18 protein-coding genes are annotated in these 20,543 nt (G+C 57.7%); 3 read left to right on the top strand and 15 right to left on the bottom strand.

Annotated features, from left to right (window positions below; all coding sequences use genetic code 11):
* Positions 1-387 precede the first annotated feature (387 nt).
* Positions 388-1,854: a peptide MFS transporter gene (locus tag BLT77_RS16785; RefSeq protein ID WP_090367547.1), complete on the top strand. Its 1,467-nt coding sequence runs from the start codon at positions 388-390 to the stop codon at positions 1,852-1,854.
* A 590-nt stretch (positions 1,855-2,444) separates the two neighbouring features.
* Here the strand turns inward: BLT77_RS16785 and BLT77_RS16780 are convergent.
* Both BLT77_RS16780 and BLT77_RS16775 read right to left on the bottom strand, forming a co-directional pair.
* Positions 2,445-3,521, bottom strand: a complete 1,077-nt coding sequence (locus BLT77_RS16780) for a response regulator (protein WP_176819359.1) — start codon at positions 3,519-3,521, stop codon at positions 2,445-2,447.
* Positions 3,522-3,656: 135 nt separating this feature from the next.
* The gene (locus BLT77_RS16775) at positions 3,657-4,394 is read right to left on the bottom strand and encodes an MlaA family lipoprotein (protein WP_090367582.1); all 738 of its coding nucleotides are present in this window, start codon (positions 4,392-4,394) and stop codon (positions 3,657-3,659) included.
* Positions 4,395-4,851: 457 nt separating this feature from the next.
* Between BLT77_RS16775 and BLT77_RS16770 the strand changes: the two genes are divergently transcribed.
* Together BLT77_RS16770 and BLT77_RS16765 are read left to right on the top strand one after the other, a co-directional pair.
* Positions 4,852-5,817 carry a hypothetical protein gene (locus BLT77_RS16770; protein ID WP_090367543.1) on the top strand — a complete coding sequence of 322 codons (966 nt, stop codon included), beginning with the start codon at positions 4,852-4,854 and terminating at the stop codon, positions 5,815-5,817.
* Complete coding sequence (locus BLT77_RS16765; protein ID WP_028113260.1) at positions 5,814-6,116, top strand: EscU/YscU/HrcU family type III secretion system export apparatus switch protein; 303 nt, start codon at positions 5,814-5,816, stop codon at positions 6,114-6,116. The genes BLT77_RS16770 and BLT77_RS16765 overlap by 4 nt, the downstream gene beginning before the upstream one ends.
* Before the next feature lie 728 nt (positions 6,117-6,844).
* Here BLT77_RS16765 and BLT77_RS16760 read toward each other — a convergent pair.
* The 13 genes from BLT77_RS16760 to flhA form a co-directional block, all read right to left on the bottom strand.
* On the bottom strand, positions 6,845-7,255 hold the full coding sequence (locus BLT77_RS16760) for a DUF2802 domain-containing protein (RefSeq protein WP_090367542.1): 411 nt from the start codon (positions 7,253-7,255) through the stop codon (positions 6,845-6,847).
* Complete coding sequence (locus BLT77_RS16755) at positions 7,252-7,746, bottom strand: chemotaxis protein CheW (protein WP_090367540.1); 495 nt, start codon at positions 7,744-7,746, stop codon at positions 7,252-7,254. The genes BLT77_RS16760 and BLT77_RS16755 overlap by 4 nt, the downstream gene beginning before the upstream one ends.
* 4 nt (positions 7,747-7,750) lie before the next feature.
* Positions 7,751-8,521 carry a chemotaxis protein CheW gene (locus tag BLT77_RS16750; protein ID WP_090367538.1) on the bottom strand — a complete coding sequence of 257 codons (771 nt, stop codon included), beginning with the start codon at positions 8,519-8,521 and terminating at the stop codon, positions 7,751-7,753.
* Positions 8,514-9,299: a ParA family protein gene (locus BLT77_RS16745; protein ID WP_090367536.1), complete on the bottom strand. Its 786-nt coding sequence runs from the start codon at positions 9,297-9,299 to the stop codon at positions 8,514-8,516. The genes BLT77_RS16750 and BLT77_RS16745 overlap by 8 nt, the downstream gene beginning before the upstream one ends.
* Positions 9,300-9,329: 30 nt before the next feature.
* Positions 9,330-9,677: a hypothetical protein gene (locus BLT77_RS16740; protein ID WP_090367534.1), complete on the bottom strand. Its 348-nt coding sequence runs from the start codon at positions 9,675-9,677 to the stop codon at positions 9,330-9,332.
* Entirely contained in the window at positions 9,674-10,816 is a 1,143-nt protein-coding gene (locus BLT77_RS16735) for a protein-glutamate methylesterase/protein-glutamine glutaminase (RefSeq protein ID WP_090367532.1), read from the bottom strand. The genes BLT77_RS16740 and BLT77_RS16735 overlap by 4 nt, the downstream gene beginning before the upstream one ends.
* A 28-nt stretch (positions 10,817-10,844) precedes the next feature.
* Positions 10,845-13,046, bottom strand: a complete 2,202-nt coding sequence (locus BLT77_RS16730) for a chemotaxis protein CheA (protein WP_090367530.1) — start codon at positions 13,044-13,046, stop codon at positions 10,845-10,847.
* A 10-nt stretch (positions 13,047-13,056) separates the two neighbouring features.
* Positions 13,057-13,782, bottom strand: coding sequence for a protein phosphatase CheZ (locus BLT77_RS16725; protein ID WP_090367528.1), 726 nt, complete (start codon positions 13,780-13,782; stop codon positions 13,057-13,059).
* An 18-nt stretch (positions 13,783-13,800) separates the two neighbouring features.
* Positions 13,801-14,184, bottom strand: a complete 384-nt coding sequence (gene cheY / locus BLT77_RS16720) for a chemotaxis response regulator CheY (RefSeq protein ID WP_028113103.1) — start codon at positions 14,182-14,184, stop codon at positions 13,801-13,803.
* Between the two features lie 64 nt (positions 14,185-14,248).
* Positions 14,249-14,962, bottom strand: coding sequence for an RNA polymerase sigma factor FliA (locus tag BLT77_RS16715; RefSeq protein ID WP_090367580.1), 714 nt, complete (start codon positions 14,960-14,962; stop codon positions 14,249-14,251).
* Positions 14,955-15,845, bottom strand: a complete 891-nt coding sequence (locus BLT77_RS16710; RefSeq protein ID WP_090367526.1) for a MinD/ParA family protein — start codon at positions 15,843-15,845, stop codon at positions 14,955-14,957. Before BLT77_RS16710 ends, BLT77_RS16715 begins: the two co-directional genes overlap by 8 nt.
* Positions 15,838-17,295: a flagellar biosynthesis GTPase FlhF gene (gene flhF / locus BLT77_RS16705; RefSeq protein ID WP_090367524.1), complete on the bottom strand. Its 1,458-nt coding sequence runs from the start codon at positions 17,293-17,295 to the stop codon at positions 15,838-15,840. Before flhF ends, BLT77_RS16710 begins: the two co-directional genes overlap by 8 nt.
* 24 nt (positions 17,296-17,319) lie before the next feature.
* Positions 17,320-19,419, bottom strand: a complete 2,100-nt coding sequence (flhA, locus tag BLT77_RS16700; RefSeq protein ID WP_090367522.1) for a flagellar biosynthesis protein FlhA — start codon at positions 19,417-19,419, stop codon at positions 17,320-17,322.
* Positions 19,420-20,543: the final 1,124 nt, after the last annotated feature.

Below are 20,543 nucleotides of genomic sequence, written 5' to 3'. Positions count from 1 at the left end.
GGATCAATCCCAGCAAAAAAAACAGAAGTGAGAGCGTGCTCAATTAAGTGTTTATGGTCATATCGATATACCTTTATCACTGAATAACATTTACTGACACTCCGATTCTCAGATAACGGTTTCTTGCTTCCGTCCCAGATTCAACATCTTCAGCCAGCCCAAACCAAATTCACCAGTTATTTCTGTCTGCAAATGCTCTCATTTTTAGCAACTATCTCCCCTCAAACCCGCAGCAAATAAGGCTTCTACATTGACTTAAAGGGTTAAGAAAGTGTATACAAGTGCATCCCTCCGCTTCTGAACAATCATTACACTGGTGGGGCGCCTGATAATCCGCAAAGGAAACGGGCTTTTTCTGTTTAAAATGCAAAGAAGGTTACATACTCAATGAGCGCAGCGAAACCGCAAGCCGGAACGATGCTGGGACACCCTAAGGGCCTGTTCCTGCTCTTCACCACAGAGCTCTGGGAACGTTTTAGCTACTACGCTATGCGTGCCATCCTGGTGCTATACCTCGTCGACCAAGTTAGCAACCAGGGCGGTCACGGCCTGGGCTGGACTCAAGCCGATGCCCTCTCCCTGTATGGTACCTTTACTGGTCTGGTTTACCTGACACCGCTCATCGGTGGCTGGTTGGCCGATAACTACCTGGGCCAACGTAAGGCGATCTACCTGGGCGGTGCCTTGATGGCAGCCGGTCAGTTTATGCTGGGTACTCCACACGCGTGGGTTCCTGGCATGGAAACCGAGATGTTTTACCTGGGCCTGGGTACCCTGATTCTGGGTAACGGTCTGTTTAAGCCAAACATCTCCACCATGGTGGGTGACCTGTACGAAGAAGGCGATCACCGCCGTGATGGTGCTTTCACCATCTTCTACATGGGCATCAACGTAGGTGCATTCCTGTCTGGTATCATCGTAGGCTCTGTTGTTGAAGCCTATGACGGTAACTTCCAGGCCGGCTTCATCTGTGCCGGTATTGGTATGGTCATCTCCCTGATCATCCAGTTCGTGTTTGCTCAGCGTCTGCTGGGTGACATCGGTACCGTACCTGCCGCCAAGCTGGAAAAGCAGCAGGCGACTGAAGTTCGTAAAGAGCCCCTGACCAAAGTTGAGCGTGATCGCATCAAGGTGATCATGGTGATGGGTCTGTTTACCATCGTATTCTGGGCTGGCTTCGAGCAGGCCGGTGGTCTGATGAACCTGTTCACCAACGACTTCACCGACCGTATGATCGGTGACTGGGAAGTTCCGACTACCTGGTTCCAGTCTTTGAACGCCATGTTCATTGTTATCTTCGCCCCGGTTATTGCGTCCATCTGGGTTCGCATGGGTGACCGTGAGCCAACTTCCCCGGTGAAGTTTGCTATGGGTCTTATCCTGCTGGGTATCGGCTTCCTGTTCATGATGGGTGCGGTATTCGAAATGGGTGGCGACGCTAATGCTAAGTCCTCCATGCTGTGGCTGGTAGGTGCGTACTTCTTCCACACCATGGGTGAGCTGTGCTTGTCTCCAATCGGTCTGTCCATGGTAACCAAGCTGGCGCCGCTGCGTATCGCCTCGCTGATGATGGGTGCCTGGTTCCTGTTTGTTGCTATCGCCAACAAGGTCGGTGGTATCATCGGTTCCTTCATCGGTCACGGTGGTGAAGCGGAAGAGCAGCTGGCTAACGCCATGTCCATCTTCTCCGGTATCGCTATCACTGCTGCCGTATCCGGTATCATCCTGTACTTCATGGCTGACAAGCTGGTTGACTGGATGCACGGTGCTGAAGACGCTCATCCTAAGACTGAGGAAGAAGCGCTGGAAGAAGAAGTTGCCGTTACCGCCGATCACGAAGGTATCAAAAGCTAATTCTTAGAGTTGATTGCAAAAGCCCGGCCACTGCGCCGGGCTTTTTTGTGCCTGGTGGTTGAGGGGGCAGTGGTTTTGCCCTTTACCGTCGTGCCCGCGAACGCGGGTAGCCAGTGGCTGTTTCTACGGTCAAAATCAAAGACACTGGGCCCTCGCGTGCGCAAGGGCGACGGTGCTCCTCCGTCGTGCCCGCGGAAGCGGGTACCCAGTGGCTGTTTCCAAGGTCAAAATCAAAGACGCTGGACCCTCGCGTTCGCAAGGGCGACGGAGTAGGAGAACCAAAGACGCTGGGCCCTCGCGTGCGCAAGGGCGACGGTGGGAGGAGAACAAAGACGCTGGGCCCTCGCGTGCGCATGGGTGACGGTGCTTCCTTCCCATCATGTCCGCGCAGGCGGGTACCCAGTGGCTGTTTCCAAGGTCAAAATCAAAGACGCTGGCCCCTCGCGTGCGCAAGGGCGACAACCCTTCCCTTCGTCGTGCCCGCGAACGCGGGTACCCAGTGGCTGTTTCCAAGGTCAAAATCAAAGACACTGGACCCTCGCGTTCGCAAGGGCGACAGAGCGGAAGAACCGAAGACGGGGCGGGTTGAGTTAGGTGATGGACTCAACCTGAATGTAGGCGCCCTGATGCAGGGTTTCATTAAACCCTGAAAACTCGTTATTGATCAGTTTCAGCTTCAAGGCCTTGTCACCGCCAAACAGCACCAGTTGAGTTTCAGGCTCGAGATTACGAGTGATGGAAGCGCAGACCAAAGGCTTGTCGACCAGTGATTTCCCTGAGCGCAGCATCAACGGGTTGAGGTGGTCATCATGGCGCAAGTACGCCTTAATTTCGCTGCCGACGATGGCCAGGGACACCTCCCGGGTCTGGCTGTCGTAGGTAAAGAACCCCAACTGCACTGGCACATCCAGTCCGGACTCCGCAACCTCTTTGGCCAGGCTGTTGAGAATGAACTCTGACTTCATCACCAGCTGCTGATCACGCTTACGCCGGCGTCTTAAGCTGTTGAGGTAGGTTTGCAGCATCAAACTGACAAACGCGGCCTGGTGGTCATCGGCCGGCATATAAGCAATAAAGCCGCCAATGCAGTGGTCATTTAACTCTACATGACTCACAAACCACTGCGAGATCATCGCCTTACTAAGGACGCTATAACGCGCCAGACAGCCTGAGCGGGCCACCTTAGCTGCCTGAAAAATCAGTTGCTGAGACAGCACCGCCACACCAGGATCGGAAAACGCATTTAAATCGACCTCTGACACCTCTCTTGGCTGCATGCGCCGGCGCTCCATACCCGGGCTAAGGGCGTACTCAATGGCATGCTGCAGGGTATTAAGATCGGTAATGGGTTTATCGAAGGTCGCCATTACAAACGGGTAACGGCTTCGAGCCTGGGCATTGAGGACATTTTTATTGGAGATGATAATCACGGGCGGCGGGTTGTCGATTTCGCTCATGACCCTGAGCATGCCTGTGCCATCCATTCCCGGAAGATGCAGGTCCAGCAAAATAATGTCGGGGCGCCGCCCCAATATCTTCCCCAGCGCCTGGCCGGCGGTTTCAGCGCATTCAACCTGAAGCCCCGATGGTTTGAGGAAGCTGACGATTCTGTGGGAGCAGTGTGCCTTACCCTCGATCAACAGGGCCGTTTTTGCGCTTAGTTTCATTATTGTTATCCTCGAGCATCTCTTCACGAATGCTCTGTCCATTGTGCAATAAAAAGTGGCAGACCAACTCGCCTGCCAACTTGCAATAGCTTCCTCCCCGACCACCGTGCCTAGTGGTCAACGCTCCCCGGCTGTTTACTCGATCTCGTCGAGGTATTCCTCCAGAAGGTCGTCGTCTTCCTCTTGGATGGGCGGATTGCCATCGTATAGATTGTATGCAATGTACTGGTAATAGCCCTCTTTTACAAATACATAAGGATCCAAAGAGTTATCCAGTATCGATTCCTGGTCGACCAGTTTGGCTCGGGTCGATAAGCCATCCAGCGCCCAGTGGGCTGCGGTTTGCCATAAAGCAAAATTGGCGTAAGGGAAATAGAGTTTGTCCACGAAGTCGCCCACTTCGTCCCGCACCGTCGTCGGGCCAAATACCGGCAACATAATGTAGGGACCATCGGCAACGCCCCAGTAGCCCAGCACCTCACCAAACTCGTCTTGCTTGCGTTCCAGGCCCATATTTCGGGCCACATCGAACACACCGCCAATCCCAAGGGTGGTGTTAATGACAAACCGACCGGCTGCATTGGCGGCCCATTTGCCCTTTCCCTGAAGCAGATTATTGACGGCACTGTATGGCTCGTCAAAATTCTTCAGGAAGTTTTCCACGCCCAGTTGTGCCCCCTGAGGTACATAATCGATGTACAGGTACACTGCGGGACGGAACAAATATTTGTCGAGAACGTTATAGTTGAAATCCCACATGGCCCGGTTAAAGGGTTCCCATGGGTCTCTTGGGTCATGGTAGTCGCTCTCTTGAGGCTCAGGCATAGCCTCTTCCGCCATCACGGCTTGAGGGACCATCGCCAGCCACGCCATGCTAATAATGGCAGATAGGGGCAAACCCAATTTAAGAAACTTGTTCAATCGTCGATATCCTAAAGGAGGCAAAGTATAAAAACTTGAGAACCACTTATTGGTTACAATGCGCTCGGGATCTTGTTGAATCCTTTACGGAGTTTAGTCATACATGGCCATAATGCCCACTTCTCCCGTTGGTTCGCCTGCCACGGCGACCGGCGGTCAGTCGCAACCCTTTCAATGGGCAACGGCGCAACCCCACAGTTCGGGTCAACTGAATATCAATATTGGTGGGCAGAGGTTGGCCATGGAATCGGTCATGCAGCTACCGGCAAATGCGATGCTGCTACTCAAGCGTATTGACCGACAAAGCTATCAGGGCCGTACTTTATCACTGGCGCATACAATAACAAATCCAACATTGTTAAAGAATGTCGCGGCCAATCTATTTAATGCATCAAAACCCATTGATTTGATGATTAATCAACAAGGTCAGTTGCTGTTACGCTCCGGCGGAAAGCCGTTGATGGAAGGCTTGCCTGGGTCGTTGGCCGGGCCGTTGGTAGGAAAGTTCGAGATGCAGCAAGAGCAGCGCAAGCTGACGCTGTTTCGGGCCGGCGACTCCTTTACTCTGAAGCTGCTGTCTCCTACTACGCCCCAGACCGGTGACGCCGTGTTCGGCGGCCAGAAACCCCCGGTTTCCCAGGGCAGCCTGCTGGAGTTGCTGCGGCAACAACCCGAGCTCAAGGCGCTGCTGCCGGCGCTGGCCCAGCGCCTGGGCACCGATAGCGGCGGGGAGAAGACCCTGATGCCCTCGCTGGCGCAATACGCCTCTCCGGCGCTGCTCAAAGGGCTGTTTGCCGCTCTGGGCAGCCTGCCCGCCGCCAATGGTGCCACGCCCATCGGTACCCTACTGGCGCTGTGGTTTCACCTGCAGGCCCGAAAAGGTCGGCCGGTATCCGAGTCGGGTGCCCTCTCTTCGCTGAGTGAAGCCACCAAGGCAACCACGTCGGCGGGCATCGCCGATCTTTTTAAGCAGATGACCGAGTTTCAACGCCAGAGCCAGTTGGACGGGGATAACCAGATTCTGTATTACGCCTTCCCGTACGAGCAGGAACGGGTTCAACGAGAGCTTCAGCTTGGGCTGGCACGCTACCCCGAGGCCGGTGACAACGAGTTCTGGTTGCTGACCCTGCGCTTTGAACTCAGCCTCGGCAACCTGTTAGTACGCGCTCGCTATCAGGACGATGCCCTGCAGATGTCACTGGTCACCGACAGCCGAACGCTGGCCCACCGGGTCGATGAGCAGGTCGAAACCCTGGTGCACCGTTTTCAGGATCACGGCCTGCAAACGACGGTGCCGCGCTGCCAGGTTGGCGACGTGCCCGACTCCATCGCTCAACCCGCCAAACGAATGACCTATGGAGCCATGGGACGATGACCAGCAAACAGAAAAAAGCCGTTGCCCTGCAGTACGATCAAAAGCAGGCGCCCAAGGTGGTGGCCAGTGGAGCCGGCGACCTGGCCTATGAGATTGAACAAGCGGCAATTGAGGCCGGCATTCTGGTTCACGAAGACAAACAACTGGCCGAGGTGTTGTCCAAACTGGAGATCGGGGAAGCGATTCCTCCCGCCCTGTACCTGGTCATCGCCGAACTCATCGCCTACGCCTACATGCTGGAGGGGAAATTCCCCGAGCAGTGGCAGAACATCCACCAGAAAATCGACTTTAAAGCCTAAACTGGAGTTCACTTCCCTCCCCGGTTAATAACTTTATAAACCTCAAAAACGCTGGGTACCCGCGTTCGCGGGCACGACGGAGGGTGGGTTAACCTGCGGTGGTAGCGAGCTGCCCCAACCCTGCCGCAACCTCGAGAGGCCAAGTTAACTTCAAAACCATCCAGTTCGCACCGTCGCCCTTGCGAACGCGAGGGTCCAGTGGCTTTTATTACGGCAAGGTCAAGGGCAAGGTCAAGGTCAAGGTCAAAGACACTGGGTACCCGCGTTCGCGGGCACGACGGAGGGTGGGTTAACCTGCGGTGGTAGCGAGCTGCCCCAACCCTGCCGCAACCTCGAGAGGCCAAGTTAACTTCAAAACCATCCAGTTCGCACCGTCGCCCTTGCGGACGCGAGGGTCTAGTGGCTTTTATTGGGTTACGGTCAAAGGCAAGGTCAAAGACACTGGGTACCCGCGTTCGCGGGCACGACGGAGGGGTGATTGGAGTGCAGTGGTAGAGGGCACGACAATCAAGGTCAAAGACGCTGGGTACCCGCGTTCGCGGGCACGACGGAGGGGTGATTGGAGTGCAGTGGTAGAGGGCACGACAATCAAGGGCAAAGTCGCTGGGTACCCGCGTGCGCGGGCACGACGGTCAAGGGCGAAGACGCTGGATTCTCGCGTTCGCAAGAATGACGAAAGGCGGGGGTGGAGGTAATAAAAAACGGAGCCTTGGGCTCCGTTTTTTGAATCAGGCGTTGGGTGACTTATGCAGGGTCACCAACAGCTGCGCTTCCGCCATGGGGATTTCGCACTCTTTGACGATCTCATCGACACCGGCCCCCAGTTCCACCATCTTCATGGCGCGGCTGTAGAGTCGGGCATCCGGATCGTTGTGGGACAGTTCATCCTGTCTGGCTTGAGTGTGGGCCAGCTGCTGCTCGATGGTTTTCACCTTACGGCCAACCCCGAGCGCGCCGCTGCGCAGCTCATTGAGCTCGCGACGCAAACCATCACGCTGACGTTCTGCCTCTTTCAGCAGCAAGGTCAGCGCTTCAAATTTGCGTTCGATCCCCTGGGTCTGTTGGCGGCTTTTCCACGCAAACAGCAGAGCCGCCAGAGACACCGCAGCCGCAGCCCCAGCAAGGATCAGAGCTATCACAGGCCGGAGATCTCCTGCCACTCTTCATCGGTCAGCAGTTTGTTGAGGTCCACCAGAATCAGCAGTTCATCATCGCGGTGGCTTACGCCCTGGATAAACTTGGCGCTCTCTTCGGTGCCGACGTTTGGCGCCGAGTCGATCTCGGAGGAACGCAGGTAAACCACTTCCGCCACGCTGTCGACCAGAATGCCCACAACCTGGCTCTCGGTTTCGATGATCACGATGCGGGTGGTATCGGTCACGTCCGACTGAGACAGGGCAAAACGGGAACGGGTGTCGATCACCGTGACCACGTTACCGCGCAGGTTGATGATCCCCAATACGTAGTGTGGCGCACCGGGTACGGGGGCAATGTCGCTGAATCGCAACACTTCCCGAACCTGCATCACGTTCACACCATAGGTTTCGTTATCCAGGCGGAAGGTGACCCATTGCAGTACCTTGTCTTCCCCTTCGGTGGTTTCAGCCACCGCTGCGCGTAATTCACTCATCCTATCAGGACTCCTTTACGGTAATATCTAAACCAGCATCAAGCATGCGTATCAGCTCAGGAACGTCGAGCACCACGCATTTCTTATCCCGAACAATGCCCGCCAACCAGGGGCGTTTCGATGAAGCCTGCTGCTGCCAGTTTATCTCTGACTTAGACAGCGGCTCCGCGTCCAACAACGATTCGCAGGCCAGAGTCCAGGGGCTGTCCCCCAGGCGCACCAGATACTGATAATCGTAATCGGCGGTATTGGTTTGTGGTCGATCGGCCAGGAACCACTGGCCACTGTCCACCACATTCAATTTTCCATCTTGAGCATCCAGCTGCACCCCCAGCACCCAGTTCGGGCTGCCAGGCAGATGGTTCAGCTTGCTCAGGCGTTTAATTCCGCCCAGTGTAAGCAACGGTACGGCAATCACCAAGCCCGCCACTTCGAAATACAGACACTGAAACTCCTGTTCCAGTTCATCGCGCCAGCCGGCCTCATCTTTCGCGGTGGTGTGTTCCACCTGCGTCTTGACCGAGACCGCTGTCTGCGTGTCGATCACCGGCTCGGATTCCACCTTAACCGATGAGGGTTGTTGTTGTACTTCAATCGCCTCTTCAACCTCAGTTGACGGCTCTGGGACCGCTTCGGCGACGGTCATCCCGTCACCCTGCGCCCGTGCCAGCAACTGGCTGAGGCTGGCTTTCTGGACCTCATCCAACTCCGGCTTCGGCGGCGTCAGCATGACGTCAAAATAATCCAGCAAGGCCTGTTCTGCCGCTTTAGACATTGAACTCACCTTGTTGATCCAGTAACGCGTTTAGCAGTTGATCATAGGCCTTCACCCCCCGGCTGCCGGCATCGTAATGCGACGGCGGCAAGTGGGCCTGGCTGGCATCTCGAAACCGGGTATCCACCGGAATCACCGAGTGCCACAAATCTTTCGGGTACTTCTGTGTCAGCGCCGTCAACGCCTGCAACGACGCCCGGGTACGCTTGTCAAACATGGTCGGCACTATGGTGAAGGGGTACTGCGTGCCTCGCGACCGCCCCACCATCTCCAGGGTCCTGACCATTCTATCCAGTCCCTTGAGCGCCAGAAACTCAGTTTGTACCGGAACCACGATGCGGTCACACGCCGCCAGGGCGTTGATCATCAACACGCCCAGCACCGGCGGGCAATCAATCAACACCGCGTCATAACGGTGGCTGACCATCTCCAGCACCCGCTTGAGGATCAGCCCCATGCCGTCTTTGGTGCCCAGGGTTCGGTCCAGGGTCGCCAGAGCCGTGGTGGCCGGCAGCAGATCCAGCTGTGGCACGCTGGTGGGCACGATCACCGCTTCAACGTGCTGACGTTCAATCTCTTCATGATAGCGGAACAGGTCAAACAGCGATCCCGGCAGCTCATCGGGGTCGACCCCAAGGTAGTACCCCAGGGAGGCCTGTGGATCGGTATCGACCGCCAACACCCGATAGCCGCGCTTCACCAGAAGCCCGGCCAGGGTAATGACGCTGGTGGTTTTGCCTACCCCACCCTTCTGATTCGATACGGTCCAGACCTGCACGGGATTCCCCAGTTGCTATTGCCGCTCAGCCTATGGCTCGCGGCTGATTCTTACCCCGCCATGGGGCTGGGCATAGGTGGTCACACCGGCGTCATCGGTATTCAAGGCGACCGGCTGACCGGTTTCCTGAGCCTGTTGATGACGACGACGAATCTCCTGTCGCTGCCGCTCCAGCTCCCGCCACTGAGTCAACTCGGCGGCCAGGGTTTGCAGTTGCTGTTGCTGCTGTTCGTTGATCGACTGCTGATTGACCAGCTGCTGCTCCAGCTCGGCCGCCACATGGTGCTTGTCCACGGCCCAAAACAGGCTGACGCAAGCCACCGTGGCCAGCACGGCTAACAGGTAACCATTGAGCTTACAGCGCCAGCCACAGGTCATCGGCGACCCACCTCTTTGAGGATGCAGTCGGCCATCTTGTCCAGCGGAATGGAGCAGCTGGAGATCTGTTCGGTGGCCACCGCCTGCGGCATGCCATAGACCACACAACTGGCTTCATCCTGGGCCCAGATATTGGCCCCTTCCCGCTTGAGCATCCGCGACCCTTCGCGGCCGTCGGCGCCCATGCCGGTCAGAATGACACCCAGCACATCGCCTTTGTAGATTCGGGCCGCCGACCCAAAGGTCACGTCCACCGAAGGCTTGTAGTTCAGTTGCTCGCCGCCATCACGGATGGTCAGCTTGGCGGCACGGTTGGAGCCGTCGATCAGCATCTGTTTACCGCCGGGCGCCAGATAGGCACAGCCGGGCTTGAGCAATTCTCCGCCCTGGGCTTCCTTAACCGAAATCTTGCACAGGCTGTCCAGTCGCTGGGCAAAGGCCGGCGTGAAGGCCGCCGGCATGTGCTGCACCAGCACGATGGGCAACGGAAAGTCTGCCGGTAACAGGGTCAGGATTTTTTGCAGGGCAACCGGACCACCGGTGGAGGTACCGATGGCCAACAGCTTGTAGCTCTTGCCACTGGGCCTGGACGGCATCTTGACCGCCCCCACCTCACTGCTGGTGCCGGTACGCAGCGCCGGCCGCAGCGCCACGGTAGCCGGCTTGGGTGCGACCGGACTGCGACTGCCCAGGGTTGTACGCGGGCTGGCAGGCGGCGGTGTCGGCCTGCTGCTGCCACAACGGCGAGAAGCGATGGCCCGCACCCGCTGCTGCAGCAGGGCGATGGCATTGGCACGATCGTTGGCGATGTCCTCGAAACGCTTAGGCAGGAAGTCGGCGGCGCCGGCCTCCAGCGCTTCCAGTGTGGAGCGCGCACCCTCATAGGTGAGGGAGGAGAACATCAACACCGGAACCGGATTGGTGCGCATGATCTCGCGCACCGCCTCGATGCCGTTCATCTGCGGCATCTCGATGTCCATGGTCACCACCTGCGGGCGCAGGCGGCGTACTTGCTCAACGGCTTCGCGACCGTTGGAGGCGGTACCTACCACCTCCAGCAGCGGATCTGCGTTGATGATTTCCGATACGCGGCGACGAAAAAAACTTGAATCGTCTACCACCAGTACTTTTATCGACATACCTATCCTTCGTTTACTCTACCGACTGCTAGCGTCTTGCGTGTTGCTTCAGCAGTCCAGGTACATCGAGAATCAGGGCACAACCACCGTCAGAGGTGATGGTGGCACCGGCCATGCCGGGAGTGCCGTGAAGCAGTGAACCCAAAGGTTTAATCACCACCTCTTCCTGGCCAATCAGGCCATCCACCACGAAACCAACCTGCAGGGTACCGATGTGGACAATCACCACATGGCCCTGATCTTCGCGCTCCACCCGACCCGGGCCGTTCAGCAGCCACTTGTCGAGGTAGAACAGCGGTATCGCCTTTTCACGCACGGTCACGGTTAACTGACCGTCCACCACATTGGTCTTGCTCAGATCCAGGTGGAAAATCTCGTTGATGCAGGACAACGGCAGGGCAAAGATCTGTTCACCCACTTCCACCATCAACGTCGGCATGATCGCCAGCGTCAGCGGCACCTTAATCTCGAGGATGGTACCGGTGCCCTTATTGGAGTCGATGTGCACCGAGCCGTTCAGCTGGGTGATGCGGGTTTTCACCACATCCATGCCCACACCACGGCCGGAGATGTCGGAGATCTCGGTTTTGGTGGAGAAGCCCGGCGCAAAAATCAGGTTGTAGGCATCCTGATCGCTCATGCGGGCGGCGCCATCCTCATCGAGGATGCCGCGGCTGATGGCGATGCCTTTGAGTTTTTCGGCATCCATACCGGCACCGTCATCGCGAATGCACAGCAGGATGTGGTCGCCCTCCTGGGAGGCCGACAGCAGAATGTTACCCTGACGAGGCTTGCCATTGGCTTCGCGTTCGTCCGGCATTTCGATGCCATGGTCGACGGCGTTGCGCACCAGGTGCACCAGCGGATCGGACAGCGCCTCAACCAGGTTTTTGTCGAGATCGGTGTCTTCCCCTTCCATGGTCAGGGCGATGTCTTTGTTGAGACTGCGCGCCAGATCGCGAACCACGCGAGGGAAGCGGCCAAACACCTTCTTGATGGGCTGCATGCGGGTCTTCATCACCGCACCCTGAAGATCGGCGGTCACCAGATCCAGGTTGGCCACCGCTTTGCTCATCTCTTCATCTTCACGTTCGATGCCGAGGCTGACCAGGCGGTTACGCACCAGTACCAGTTCGCCCACCATGTTCATAATGTCATCGAGGCGGGCGGTGTCTACCCGCACCGTGGTTTCACCGGTGGGGGCGCTCTGCGCTTTGGCCGGCGCCTTTTTCGGGGCGGCTTTCGCTGGCTCGGTCGCCGCTTTAACCGCGGCGACAGGGGCAGCCACAACCGCCTCGACCGCTGCCGGTTCCGGCGTTACCGCCGCCGGGGCCTGGCCCTTGCCGTGCAGCTGGTCCAGCAGCGCTTCAAACTCATCATCGGTGATCTCGTCGGACGCCGGCGCTTCGGCAGCCGCTGGCGCCTTACCGGGTGCGCCGCCTTTGCCGTGCAGCTCATCCAGCAGATTTTCGAACTCGTCGTCGGAGATCAAGTCACCGGAGGGCGCGATTGGCTCGGGAGCGACCTCGGTGGAGAACTGGCCTTTGCCATGCAGGTTGTCCAGCAGGGCTTCAAACTCATCATCGGAAATTTCGTCACCGCTACCGATGTCGGCAGGGGCTGACTTGCGACTTTCAGCAGCGGTGGCCAGCGGCGCGCCGCTTTGGCTGTCATCCAGGCCACTCATGATGTGTTCAAACTCGGGCTGGGTCATGCTGTCGATGCCGCCACCATTCAGTGACACCGGCTCGGGTTTGACACTTGGCTCGGGTACGGGTTCAGCCACCGGTGCCGGGGCACTGGCTGCTGTGGGCTCGGGAGCCGACAATGGCGATGGGCTATTGGGATCCGTGATCGCTTCCAGTGTGGCCAGCAACTGCGGATCCGCAGGCTCCAGCTCATCACCGGCCTGAACCAGGACAAACATCTCGTTGACCGTGTCCAGAGCCTGCAAAATCACATCCATCAGCTCTGACGTCATCTCCAGCTGGCCATTACGCAGCATGTCGAACACGTTTTCGGCGCCGTGACAGGCGTCGACCAGATGGGTCAGACTCAAGAAGCCCGCCCCACCCTTTACTGTATGGAAACCCCGAAAAATGGCGTTTAACAGGTCACTGTCGGTAGGGTTGTTTTCCAACTCCACCAGCTGCTCCTGCAACTGTTCCAAAATCTCACCTGCTTCAACCAAAAAGTCCTGCAGGATCTCGTCATCTATGTCAAAACCCATCGCCTAGCTCCTAGAACCCGAGGCTGGAAAGCAGATCGTCAACTTCATCCTGACCGTTAACGACTTCCGCTTTGTTTTCCGAACTCACTACTGGGCCTTCCGCCGCTGCCGAATCGACAGCCTGACGGTTTACGTCTGCTTGCTCACCGAACACGGTCAGCATCGACACCAGATTCTCTTCCACTTCACGCACCAGATCGATCACCCGCCGAATCACCTGCCCGGTCAGATCCTGAAAATCCTGAGCCATCATAATCTGGTTCAGGGTATCGGTGACCTTGCTGGCATCGTCGGCAGAGCTGGACAACATCGCGTCCATTTCATGGCACAGCGTCTTAAACTCGCCCAGCTCAATCTGCTTATCCATCAGCTTTTGCCAGCCCGGCTGCAGATTCTGAATCCGGGACTGCATCTGCGACACCAGCGGCATGCTGTCGTCCAGCGCGTCCATGGTACGGTTGGCCGCCTGTTCAGTCATCTCAATGACGTAGGTCAGACGCTCTTTGGCATCGGGGATCTCGTGCTTGGCGAGATCCGAAATACGGTCGTCAAGTTGGAAGTCCTGCAATGCATCGTGCAGTTGACGGGTCAACTTACCGACTTCATCGAATAATTTTTGATTCAGTGGCGCGGCCGCCATCTGAATAAGTTGGTTCGCCTGCTCTACCTGGTCCTTCTCTAACAAAGCCACCAGTTCGCGGGCATCTTCCAACGAGATATAGGCATCCTGTTGCATATGCTCTCCCTGCGACTTTTAGTTAAGACGGTCGAATATCTTTTCCAACTTCTCTTTTAGGGTCGCAGCAGTAAAAGGTTTAACGACGTAACCGTTTACACCAGCCTCGGCCGCCATCACGATCTGTTCGCGCTTGGCTTCGGCAGTTACCATCAAAACAGGCAGGTGCTTCAGGTTCTGGTCTGCGCGAATGGCGCGCAACAGGTCAATCCCCTGCATGCCCGGCATGTTCCAGTCCGTTACGACAAAATCAAAATCGCCTTCCTTCAGCATAGGAAGGGCAGTATTGCCATCGTCTGCTTCGAGAGTGTTGTTAAACCCCAGGTCACGCAATAAGTTTTTGATGATCCGACGCATTGTTGAAAAATCATCAACGATCAGAATCTTCATGTTTGTGTTCAAAACATCCTCCAGCCGGGGTATCCCCATCGAGCCAATAGTGCAGAGCGCATTATTAATCTAATTTCTATTGTTGCCAACTTGATAAACGACTTTTAAGACGCATCATTGCCTGACTATTGATCTGGCTCACTCGCGACTCACTGACGCCAAGCACCTGACCAATCTCTTTCAAGTTGAGTTCTTCATCGTAATAGAGCGACAAAACAAGCGCTTCCCTTTCAGGCAATGTCTTAATTGCGGCGGAAAGTGCCTGTTGAAACCGTTCCTGAGCCACCTGCTCAAAATTGCGCTGCGGCGCATCTTCATCTACAAAGCTATCGGCCGGAACGCCCAAATCTTCAATGCCGACCATTCTACCCATGCTGGCTTCATTTAGCATCTGGTGATAGTCGGCGACAGGTACGTCCAGATGGGCGGCCACTTCGGTATCGCGTGGATCCCGACCGAGGCGCTTTTCCAGTTCGCTGATGGCTTCGGTTACCTGGCGGTAGTTGCGATGAACCGAGCGAGGCACCCAGTCTCCACGACGAATCTCGTCCAGCATGGCACCGCGAATGCGGATGCCGGCAAAGGTCTCAAAACTGGCCCCTTTGCTGCCGTCGAAGTTGCGGGAGGCTTCCAGCAGACCAATCATGCCGGATTGAAGCAGGTCATCCAGTTGCACACTGGCCGGCAGACGGGCCATCAGGTGATGGGCGATGCGCTTCACCAGCGGGGCGTAGCGCTCGACCAAGGAGGTTCGGTTATCGAACTGGGTGTAGGCGGCCGCCTTATTCACCAACCGCTTCCCCGTACATGTTGCGGCGCACCAGGCGTTCAACAAAGAACTCCAGGTGGCCTCCGGGGTTATCCGGTGTTGGCCAACTCATCACTTTGTTGGACAACCCCTGATAGGCGATGGACGCCGGAGCACGTGGGAAGGCTTCGACCACGACCCGCTGTTTGCGGACGGCCTTACGCACGTTTTCATCAAAGGGTATGGTGGCCACCAGTTCCAGGGCCACATCGAGGAAGCGGTCGGTCACCTTGGACAGCTTGGCGAACAGCTCCATGCCCTCCCGCAGACTGCGGACCATGTTGGCCACAATCCGGAAACGGAATACGCCGTGCTCCCGGGACAGAATCTTAATCAACGCATAAGCATCGGTAATGGAGGTGGGCTCGTCGCACACCACGACCATCACCTCCTGCGCCGCCCGTGAGTAGCTGAGCACCATCTCCGAGATGCCGGCGGCGGTATCCACGATCAGCACATCGAACTCGTCTTCCAGCTCGCTGAACGCACGAATCAACCCCACATGCTGAGCGGCGGTCAACTCCACCATCTCCTGGGTACCCGATGCCGCCGGTACGATGAACACCCCTTTGGGGCCTTCCACCAGCACTTCCGACAGGCTGCATTCGCCGCTGATCACGTGCGACAAGTTGCGCGTTACCCGCAGTCCAAGCAATACGTCTACATTGGCCAGGCCCAGGTCACCATCGAGCACCAGCACCTTCTGACCTTTCTGCGCCAGAGAGGTTGCCAGGTTAATGGAGACGTTGGTTTTACCCACGCCGCCCTTGCCGCCGGTCACCGCAATCACTTTCACCATCTTCTGCTTTTGCTGTGCCATCTTTCTAAGTCCGCTCGCCTGATCCTGCAAAAACCATCTATTCATAGCTGCCCGCCATACTCTGTCGTTGTTCGGGCTCGCCCCATTGCTGCGGTTGGTCCAGGACCACCGCGCGTCGCGCCAAGTATTCGGGTTCGGCGGTGCGAAGATCTTCAGGTACTCGTTGTCCGTCAGTAAGGTAACTGATTGGCAAGGAATTTTGAATCAAAACACTCAACGCCTCTCCGATATTATGGGCCTCATCCAGCTTAGTGAAAATGCACCCTGCCAGGGAGATGCGGCGGAACTGCTCCACCGTTTCCTTCAGCACCCGGTACTGGGCCGTCGATGACAGCACCAGATAGGGACGGATGGGTAACCGGGTCGCTGCAACCAGGTTATCCAGCTGCTCAACCAGTCGCATGTCCCGCTGGCCCATGCCGGCGGTGTCGATCAGGATCAACCGACGACTGCGAAGCTGATACAGCACATTTTCCAACTCTTTCACATTACTGGCGCTTCGAACCGGACAGCCCATGATTTTGCCATAGGTGGCCAGCTGCTCTTTGGCGCCAATACGGTAGTTATCGGTCGTAATCAGCGCAACTTGATCAACTCCGTACCGAGCTGCGAAGCGCGCCGCCAATTTGGCCACAGTTGTGGTCTTGCCCACACCGGTTGGCCCCACCAGTGCGATGACGCCGCCCTGGCTCAATGTCTCTTCCGAGGTTTGAGTCAACTCGCCGGCAATCAGCTGTGGCAGTTGGGCCAGCGCATCGTGCAGGCTCAGGTGCTCGGGCACCATGGAGGCGAAGTGATCCGCCACGCTGCGGTGGAAGCCGTTGTCTCGCAGTTTCTCCGCCAGCATCGCCCGAACCGGCTCACGGCGAGCCAGATCCTGGTCCATCAGGTTGGAAACCTGATGCTCCAGCAGTTGACGGATGGACGCCATCTCTTCGCGCACCGCCTTGAGTTCCTGCTGACCGCTGCCGCGGCTCTCGGCCGGGCGGGATTTCGCCTGTGGCTTAGGCGCGGGCTTTGGCTGCTCCGGACGACCAAAGGCCTCTTTGGCCCACTCCGGCAGGGCTTCGTTACGGCGCCCCAGTTGTTTCGGCTGTTCCTCTTCGAAGCTGCGCTGCTTCAATCGCTGCTGCTGACGTTCCAGCAGGCCACGCAAACTGTCACTGGCGGCATCGGCCTCGGATTTTCGAGGCTGGCGATCATCACTGACCAGGGGTTGCTTCGCCGGACTGCGCGGCGTCGGGGTGCTCGGGCGACCAAGGGAGACGGTGTCTTCGGCCAGCTTGCGGGATAACATCGAGGGAGCCGGGGCAGTGGACAGATTCAGTGACGGATTACTGGCGCCACTGTGGTCATCGAAATCCACGGCCGCCACAATTTCGACGCCGCCGTTGACCTTCTTGTTGGACATGATCACCGCGTCGGTGCCCAGAGTCTCTTTGACTTCGGCCAGCGCAGTACGCATATCCTTGGCAAAAAATCGTTTTATCTTCACGTTGGTTACTCCCCGCTCCTCGGGTTACTGGCCCACGGAGTGGACGATTCGAATCTGTTTATCATCCGGTATCTCCTGATAGGACAGTACTCTCAGGGATGGAATCGTATGTTTCACAAACCGGCTCAGTGTGGTTCTCAATACACCGGAAGTCAGCAGCACGGCAGGCTCACCCACCATCTCCTGCTTCTGGGCCGTTTCCGACAGCGACTTCTGCAGACGCTCGGCCAGCCCAGGTTCCAGACCACTGTTATCGCCGTTGCTGGATTGCAATGACTGATGCAATATCTGTTCCAGTTCAGGTGACAAAGTAATGACGGGAATTTCCGACTCGGAACCGTTTATCTCTTGAACAATCAGACGTTTCAGGGCGATACGAACCGCCGCCGTTAACACTTCCGGATCTTTACTCTTTGGCCCGTACTCCACCAGGGTCTGCACCAGGGTGCGCACGTCGCGCACCGGTACGCCCTCGTTGAGCATGTTCTGCAGTACCTTGACGATTACGCCCAGAGACAGCACCTCAGGCACCAGCCCCTCGACCAGCTTGGGCGAGTCTTTGGCCAGGATGTCCAGCAACTGCTGCACCTCCTCGTACCCCAGCAACTGGGAGGCGTTGTTGGTGAGTAACTGGCTGAGGTGGGTCGCCACCACCGTGGCCGCGTCGACCACGGTGTAACCCAGAGTCTGGGCGTGGTCGCGGCGATCCGAGTTAATCCATACCGCCTCCAGGCCAAAGGCCGGATCGGTGGTGGTCTGCCCCTCCAGTTGGCCAAACACCTGGCCGGGGTTGATGGCCAGTTCGCAGTCATGGCGAATCTCGGCTTCACCGATGGCCACCCCCATCAGGCTGATGCGGTAGGCGTTCGGTGCCAGATCCAGGTTGTCACGAATGTGAACCGGCGGGATCAGGAAGCCAAACTCCTGGGACAGCTTTTTGCGCACCCCTTTGATGCGGGCCAGCAACTCCCCTTTCTGCGCCTTGTCCACCAGGGGGATCAAGCGATAGCCCACCTCCAGGCCGATGGTATCCACCTGGTTAACGTCGTCCCAGCCCAGGTCTTTGCTTTCGGATTCAATGCGCTCGGTGGCGGCGGTTTCCTCTTCCAGCACCGCCACTTCGGCGGCTTTCTGGCGCCGCTTAAAGGTCCAGTAGGTCAGGCCGGCACCGCACAGGCCAAAGCCCAGAAACGCCAGCTTCGGCATTCCCGGCACCAGTCCCATGACAATCAACACCCCTGAGGTCACCATCAGCACCTTGGGGTCGTCGAACATCTGGCTGACCAGAGTCTCGCCCATCTTCTGGGATTCGTTCTGGCGGGTAATGATGATGGCGGCGGCGATGGACAGCAGCAGCCCGGGGATTTGCGCCACCAGACCGTCACCGATGGTCAGCAGGGTGTAGATCTCCAGCGCTTCGGAGAAACCGAGCTGATGCTGGGACATGCCGATGACAAAGCCACCGAGGATGTTGATAAACAGAATCAGGATGCCGGCAATGGCATCGCCCTTAACGAACTTGGACGCACCGTCCATGGCCCCGTAGAAATCGGCTTCTTTGGCCACTTCGCCGCGACGTTCGCGGGCCTGCTCTTGGTTGATAAGCCCGGCGTTCAGGTCGGCATCGATGGCCATCTGCTTACCCGGCATGGCGTCCAGGGTGAAGCGAGCGGTCACTTCGGAGATACGACCGGCACCCTTGGTGACCACCACGAAGTTGATGATCACCAGAATCAGGAACACCACCAGGCCCACGGCATAGTTGCCGCCAATCACCACCGAGCCGAACGCCTCAATCACCTTACCGGCGGCGTCGCCGCCGTTGTGGCCTTCCAGCAAAACCAGTCGGGTTGACGCCACGTTCAGCGCCAGGCGCAGCAGGGTGGCGATCAACAGTACCGTGGGAAAGGCAGCGAAATCCAATGGCCGCATGGTGTAAATCGACACCAGCAACACCACCAGGGCCAAGGCGATATTGAACGAGAACAGCATGTCCAGCAGCAGCGCCGGCATGGGCAGGGTCACCATAGCCAGGGCAGCCAGCACCATCAAAGGTGTACCGGCTCCCTTCAGGAAGATGCCGTATTTTTGAAAGAAGCCGGACAGGCTGGACTGTAGATTCATGTTCCGTCTGATTGTTGACGCCGAGCGAGAATGCTAACGAATAAGCAAGGAGTATACCAGTCACGGAACGCCTGCACAGCGCCAGGGGGTTCATGGCGTGATAAAAAACCAGATTTCAATGCTATAGAGAGGCTGACCTGACGCAACTTAATGCCATTAACCTTGGGGTCTATCGCGTTACTGACGCTCTGCTCTTCCCCTCCCATACCGGTGTGTTCAAGCAAGGGGGAGCAGTCGGGTTTTGTCGGTGTCTGCGGGCAAAACCGAAGACACTGGACCCTCGCGTGCGCAAGGGCGACGGTGCTCCTTCGTCGTGCCCGCGGACGCGGGTACCCAGTGGCGGTTTCCACGGTCAAAACCGAAGACACTGGGCCCTCGCGTTCGCAAGGGCGACGGGCGAGAGAGCAAAGGACACTGGGCCCTCGCGTTCGCAAGGGCGACGGTGCTCCTTCGTCGTGCCCGCGGACGCGGGTATCCAGTGGCGGTTTCCACGGGCAAAACCGAAGACACTGGGCCCTCGCGTGCGCAAGGGCGACGGGCGGGAGAGCCGAAGACGCTGGGCCCTCGCGTTCGCAAGGGCGACGGGCGGGAGAGCAAAAGACGCTGGACCCTCGCGTGCGCAAGGGCGACACGGTTGTGGTGTTGTTCGGACGGCGGGTGCAGTGGTCGCCATCCATTCCGGGGGCGCACTGCGTAAACTACAACCTTCCGTCGTGCCCGCGGACGCGGGTACCCAGTGGCTTTAACCTCGTGTGCGTGAAAACCTAAGACACTGGGCCCTCGCGTTCGCAAGGGCGACGGTGCTACTTCGTCGTGCCCGCGGACGCGGGTAGCCAGTGGCGGTTTCCACGGGCAAAACCGAAGACGCTGGGCCCTCGCGTGCGCAAGGGCGACGAGCGGGAGAGCAAAGGACGCTGGGCCCTCGCGTGCGCAAGGGCGACGGTGCTCCTTGGTAGAGTTCTCGGTAACCGAACGGCTGGTCGTTATCCTCCTACCTAAATCACCCCTCCGTCGTGCCCGCGGACGCGGGTACCCAGTGGCTTTAACCTCGTGTGCGTGAAAACCGAAGACGCTGGGCCCTCGCGTTCGCAAGGGCGACGGTGCTCCTTCGTCGTGCCCGCGGA

Source organism: Ferrimonas sediminum, assembly GCF_900100175.1.
GTDB lineage: Bacteria > Pseudomonadota > Gammaproteobacteria > Enterobacterales > Shewanellaceae > Ferrimonas > Ferrimonas sediminum.
Note: the sequence above shows the minus strand (reverse complement) of the source record. Positions and strands in the feature narration are given on the sequence as shown.